We start from the raw sequence: 5,867 nt of genomic DNA, 5'->3' as shown, positions 1-5,867 counted from the left end.
GTCTTGAGGTTCTTGACCTCTTCGTCCGGGATGCGCACGCCGAACTTCTCTTCGGCGTTGACAACGATGGTCATCATCGAGATGGAGTCGATGTCCAGGTCCTCGGTGAAGGACTTGTCCAGCTCCACAGCCTCCGGGGCCAGGCCGGTTTCTTCGTTGACGATTTCAGCCAAGCCGGCCAGGATCTCTTCGTTGCTAGCCATTAGTGGCTCCTTTTCTTGTGTTGCCGGCAGGGGCTGCCGGAAATGGGCCGGGCCGCGGATGCGGCCCGTGGGGCGTTGCTAGGGAAGGACAACTACCTGAGCGCCGAACACCAGCCCGGCGCCGAAGCCGATCTGCAGGGCGAGACCGCCGCTCAGCTCCGGGTTTTCCTGCAGCAGGCGGTGCGTTGCCAGCGGGATGGACGCGGCAGACGTGTTGCCGGCGTCGGCAATGTCCCGTGCCACTGTAACCGTCTCCGGCAGCTTCAGCTTCTTCACCATCTCGTCGATGATGCGCATGTTGGCCTGGTGGGGAATGAACGCCACCAGGTCTTCGGCCTCGACGCCGGCAGCCTCGAGTGCCTGCTGGGCCACCTTCGCCATTTCCCAGACAGCCCAGCGGAACACCGTCTGGCCGTCCTGGCGAAGCGTGGGGTAGAGCTCCTGGGCTTCTTCGAGCAGCGCGAGGTCGCCGGTGGAGTCCGACTGGCGGGCAGCCATGCCGAGGTCGCGTACGTCCAGCATGGAGCGCGTCATACCGATCGCGTCCCACTTGCTGCCGTCCGAGCCCCAAACCGAGGGCGAGATGCCCGGAGTGTCGGACGGGCCGATGACGACTGCGCCGGCACCGTCGCCAAGCAGGAAGGAGATGGTTCGTTCACGGTTGTCGATGACATCGGAGAGCTTCTCCGCTCCGACCACCAGCACATACTTGGCCGTTCCGGACCGGACCAGGGCGTCACCCTGGGCGATGCCGTAGCAGTAGCCGGCACATGCTGCGGAAATGTCGAAGGCAGGGGCCGGGGTGGCACCCAGCCGGTCAGCCAGGCTTGCAGCGGCCGAAGGGGTGGCGTAGGGGTGGGTCACCGTCGAAACGATCACAGCGCCGAGGTCAGAGGCCTGGATTCCAGCCTTCTCCATCGCCTCACGGGCAGCGCCCTCGGCCATGTCAATGACGCTCACATCCGCCTTGGCGCGGTGGCGCGTCACGATTCCTGTGCGCTGCCGGATCCACTCGTCCGAGGAATCGATCCACTGGCACACATCCTCGTTGGTGACGATGACGTCTGGCCGGTACGCGCCCAGCCCAAGGATCCGGGTGTGCTCCTGGAGGGGAGCCTGCTTCAGCGTGGGAACGCTCATGCGTTGCCCTCCAGTTCTGCGAAGAGTGCCAGGGCGGCGGAAAGATCGTCGGGGGTCTTGACCGCCACCGTCTTGACCCCTGGCATGCCGCGTTTGGCCAGGCCGGCGAGGGTACCGGCGGGAGCCAGTTCAATGACGCCAGTGACGCCGCGCTGGACCATGGCTTCCATGCAGAGGTCCCAGCGCACGGGGCGGGATACCTGGGCGATAAGGCTGTCGACGGCGGCAGGGCCATCGGTGACTTCGCCGCCGTCGTAGTTCGACAGCAGGGGAACAGTGGGCGCCTGCGGCTTCAGCTGCGGCTCAAGCGCCTTCAGCGCGCTGACTGCGGGGGACATGTGGCCCGTGTGGAAGGCGCCGGCAACCTTCAGCGGGATGACCCGTGCTTTGGCCGGCGGGTTGTCGGCGAGTGCCTTCAGCTGGTCGAAGGTTCCTGCGGCCACTGTCTGGCCCGCGCCGTTGACATTGGCAGGTGTGGCGCCGGACGCCTCGATGGCTGCCAGGACCTCCGCCGGGTCCCCGCCCACCACGGCGCTCATGCCGGTGGGGGTGACGGAGGCAGCGGCCGCCATGCTGTTGGCACGTTCGCGGACGAAGGTCATGGCTTCCTGCTCGGTCAGGACACCGGCCAGGGCGGAAGCGGTGATTTCACCGACCGAGTGGCCTGCCAGGATCACCGGCAGGGAGTTGAGTTCGACGTCGAAGAGGGATGCCGCGGCCACCAGCCCTGCGGCGACAATCAGGGGCTGCGCTACGGCAGTGTCCTTGATGGTTTCCTCATCCGAGGTGGTTCCGTGGGCGATCAGGTCAATACCCGCGATGTCGCTCAGGGAGGCCAGCTGGCCTGCCACCGAGGGAAGTTCCAGCCAAGGGGCCAGAAAACCCGGGGTTTGTGAGCCCTGTCCAGGGCAGACTATTGCAAGCACGTATCCAGCTTTCCAAATTACTGTGTGATCCAGCGGTGTTTGTCCGCACCAAGCTCACGGGGTCAGGTTGTAGGAAGTCTACAACGCCTCAGGGTTGATTCCGCGACGGCTGACGTTCCGCGGCGGCTTTTGGAGGGGCCGAAAGGCGGCCCACCACGAGCGCTGCCTGCAGGACAAACGCCTCGCGGGGAAGGAGCGGATCCCAGCCCGTGACGTCGCAGACCCGCTTCAGCCGGTAGCGCACGGTGTTGGCGTGGACAAAGAGTTCACGGGCGGTGGCCTCGAGGGAATGCCCCAGTTCGAGATAGGTGCCAAGCGTTTCCACCAGTCCATTGGATGCCGCCAGCAGGGGCCGGTAAATGTTTTTGACCAGCGAGCGGCGGGCGGCGTCGTCGCCGGAGATGACGCGCTCGGGGAGCAGGTCGTCGGCCGCCACCGGCCGCGGCGCGGAGGGCCAGGCCTTGGCCGCGGTGAGACCGGCAAAGGCGGACTGTGCTGAGCCGCTGGCCTCCAGCAGGGAACCGGCCTCGGGGCCATACACAACGGGCCCGGGCGCAAACATCTCGCTGAGTTTCACGTAGGCGGTTTCGCGGTCCTGGACCCCTCCGAGAATGAGGATCAGCCGGTCGCCCTGGATGCCCACGAGCGCGTCTTCCGCGTAGCGCCCGGCCGTGCGCCGCAGCTCGCTCACGTAGCTGGCGCTGGGTTCGGAGGGTGAATTACCCACCATGACCGTGAAGCGTTCCTGCGCTTTCCAGCCAAGCGCCGCTATCCTGGAGCGCAGGGCGTCGGTATTTTCGCCGCGCAGGATGGCGTCCACGATCAATGCTTCGAGGCGGGTATCCCAGGAACCGCGGGATTCCGCGGCGCGCGCATAGACGTCCGCCGCAGCAAAAGCCACTTCCCGGGAATACCGCAGGACAGCCTCCCGGAGCGAGGGCTGGTCCGCCTCCGGCGCGATGACCGGAACCTGGTCCTCCACCACCTCCACCACGATCCGGATCAGCTGCAGGGCCTTTTGCAGGCTGATCGAGCGGGTCAGCTCCGTCGGGGCGGTACCGAAGACGTCCGTGAGGATCCATGACGGGGAACTCGGGCGCTCGTACCAGGTGACGAACGCGGCGATGCCGTTCTGCGCCACCATGCCCAGGGCCGACCGTTCGTCGGAGCTCAGCCGGCTGTACCAGGGGAGCGATTTTTCCAGCTCACGCATGGTGGTGGTGGACAGCTGTCCCACATTTGCGCGCAACTTTTTCAGGGTCTCGGACTTCTCCGGGGTGACCTTGGGCTGGGACGGTTTGCGCTTGGCGGACGGGGTGGCTGGTGCTGGCATCCTTCGAGCATACGGGCAGCGTCCCGCAAGCTCCATTTGTGCAAAGGCTACAATCCGCCTTGTTGTGCGTCACACAGCAGGCGCCCCTCCAGACGAACGACGGCGGCCCCCGCCTTCCGGAGGGAGCCGCCGTCGTTGACGCTGCGCTGGAGGTGGTTAAGCCTCTCCGCCGGCGTTGCCTGTTGAGCCGGCATTCACGTTGTGCAGCCGGTACTTCTCGATGGCCTTGATGGGAGCCTGCGCGTCCACCTCGCCCCGGCGTGCCAGCATCTCCAGGGAACGCACCACGATCGAGTGGGTGTCGTTCTTGAAGAACCGGCGGGCCGCTGCGCGGGTGTCGGAGAAGCCGAAGCCGTCCGCGCCCAGGGTGGCGTACTCGTTCGGCACGAACTGGCGGATCTGGTCCGGGACAGCCTTCATGTAGTCGGACACGGCCACGACAGGTCCGGTGGCACCTTCGAGCTGCTGTGTCACGAACGGTACGCGTGCGGGTTCGCCGGGGTTGAGGAATGCTTCTTCCTCGGCGGCGAGGCCGTCGCGGCGCAGTTCGTTCCAGGAGGTGACGGACCAGACGTCGGCGGAGACGGACCAGTCTTCGGCCAGGATCCGCTGGGCTTCCAGCGCCCACGGTACCGACACGCCGGAGGCCAGGATCTGGGTGCGGGGACCGTCGATCTTTGCGGGAGCGAGCAGGTAAATGCCCTTGATGACGCCCTCGACGTCCAGTTCCTCCGGTTCGGCGGGCTGGGTGATCGGCTCGTTGTAGACCGTGAGGTAGTACATGAGGTTCCGGTCTTCCGAGTCCGGCCCGTACATGCGTTCGAGGCCGTCGCGGATGATGTGGCCCATTTCGTAGCCGTAGGCGGGGTCGTAGGTGACCACTGCCGGGTTGGTGGAGGCCAGCAGCGGGGAGTGGCCGTCGGCGTGCTGGAGGCCTTCGCCTGTGAGGGTGGTCCGGCCGGCGGTGGCGCCGATGATGAAGCCGCGGGTCATCTGGTCCGCTGCTGCCCAAAAGGCGTCGCCGGTGCGCTGGAAGCCGAACATGGAGTAGAACACGTAGACCGGGACCAGGGGCACGCCGTGGGTGGCGTAGGCGGTGCCGGCGGCGGTGAACGCTGCCACGGCGCCGGCTTCGTTGATGCCGGGGTGGATCAGCTGGCCCTGGGCGGATTCCTTGTAGGCCAGGACCAGGTCCCTGTCCACGGACAGGTAGTTCTGGCCCTTGGGGTTGTAGATCTTCGCGGTGGGGAAGAACGCGTCCATGCCGAACGTACGGGCCTCGTCCGGGATGATCGGGGCGATGTGCTTGCCGAAGTTCTTATCCCGCATCAGGTCCTTCAGGAGCCTGACGAACGCCATGGTGGTGGCGGCCTGTTGCTTCCCCGAGCCGCGCTTTGCCACCTCGTAGGACTTGGCCTCTGGCAGGGTGATTTCGGCGTGCTTGGAGCGGCGCTCCGGCACGGAACCGCCCAGGGCTGCGCGGCGCTCCATCATGTACTGGATCTCCGGCGCATCGGTGCCCGGGTGGTAGTACGGCGGCTGGTACGGATCCTTCTCCAGCTGCTCATCCGTGACCGGAATCCGCAGGTGGTCCCTGAACTTCTTCAGGTCGTCCAGGGTCAGCTTCTTCATTTGGTGGGTGGCGTTGCGGCCTTCGAAGTGGGGTCCGAGTCCGTAGCCCTTGACGGTTTTGGCGAGGATGACGGTGGGTTTGCCCTTGAATTCGGTGGCTGCCTTGTAGGCGGCGTAGACCTTGCGGTAGTCGTGGCCGCCGCGTTTGAGGTTCCAGATCTGGTCATCGGTGAGGTCCGCGACGAGGTCTTTGGTGCGGGGGTCCTTGCCGAAGAAGTGTTCGCGGACGAACCCGCCGGATTCGGCTTTGTAGGTCTGGTAGTCCCCGTCAGGGGTTTCGTTCATGATCTTCACCAGCGACCCGTCGGTGTCGCGGGTGAGCAGGTCATCCCATTCCCGGCCCCAGACGACCTTGATCACGTTCCAGCCGGCGCCGCGGAAGAACGCTTCGAGTTCCTGCATGATCTTGCCGTTGCCGCGCACCGGCCCGTCCAGGCGCTGGAGGTTGCAGTTGATGACGAAGTTCAGGTTGTCCAGGTTCTCGTTCGCGGCGAGCTGGAGCAGGCCGCGGGATTCGGGCTCGTCCATTTCGCCGTCGCCCAGGAACGCCCAGACCTGCTGGTCGGAGGTGTCTTTGAGGCCGCGGTTGTGCAGGTACCGGTTGGACTGGGCCTGGTAGATCGCGTTCATCGG

Annotated in this window: 5 protein-coding genes; all 5 read right to left on the bottom strand. The window is 65.8% G+C overall.

From position 1 onward, the window contains the following. Nucleotides 1-203: acyl carrier protein (locus tag P2Q66_RS07170; protein ID WP_275726761.1), on the bottom strand; the 203-nt coding region annotated here is incomplete at its 3' end. 78 nt (nucleotides 204-281) lie between these two features. After that, on the bottom strand, nucleotides 282-1,343 hold the full coding sequence (locus tag P2Q66_RS07165; RefSeq protein ID WP_079598972.1) for a beta-ketoacyl-ACP synthase III: 1,062 nt from the start codon (nucleotides 1,341-1,343) through the stop codon (nucleotides 282-284). Next, nucleotides 1,340-2,269: an ACP S-malonyltransferase gene (locus tag P2Q66_RS07160; protein ID WP_275726758.1), complete on the bottom strand. Its 930-nt coding sequence runs from the start codon at nucleotides 2,267-2,269 to the stop codon at nucleotides 1,340-1,342. Before P2Q66_RS07160 ends, P2Q66_RS07165 begins: the two co-directional genes overlap by 4 nt. Before the next feature lie 88 nt (nucleotides 2,270-2,357). After that, a complete protein-coding gene (locus tag P2Q66_RS07155; protein ID WP_275726756.1) occupies nucleotides 2,358-3,602 on the bottom strand; it encodes a helix-turn-helix domain-containing protein in 1,245 nt (414 codons plus the stop codon). Nucleotides 3,603-3,758: 156 nt separating this feature from the next. Further along, the coding region (gene aceE / locus P2Q66_RS07150; RefSeq protein ID WP_275726754.1) for a pyruvate dehydrogenase (acetyl-transferring), homodimeric type at nucleotides 3,759-5,867 on the bottom strand (2,109 nt) is incomplete at its 5' end.

The sequence above is a fragment of the Arthrobacter sp. Cr_A7 genome, assembly GCF_029222765.1.
Classification (GTDB): domain Bacteria; phylum Actinomycetota; class Actinomycetes; order Actinomycetales; family Micrococcaceae; genus Arthrobacter.
This window is presented reverse-complemented; position numbering and strand designations above follow the sequence as displayed.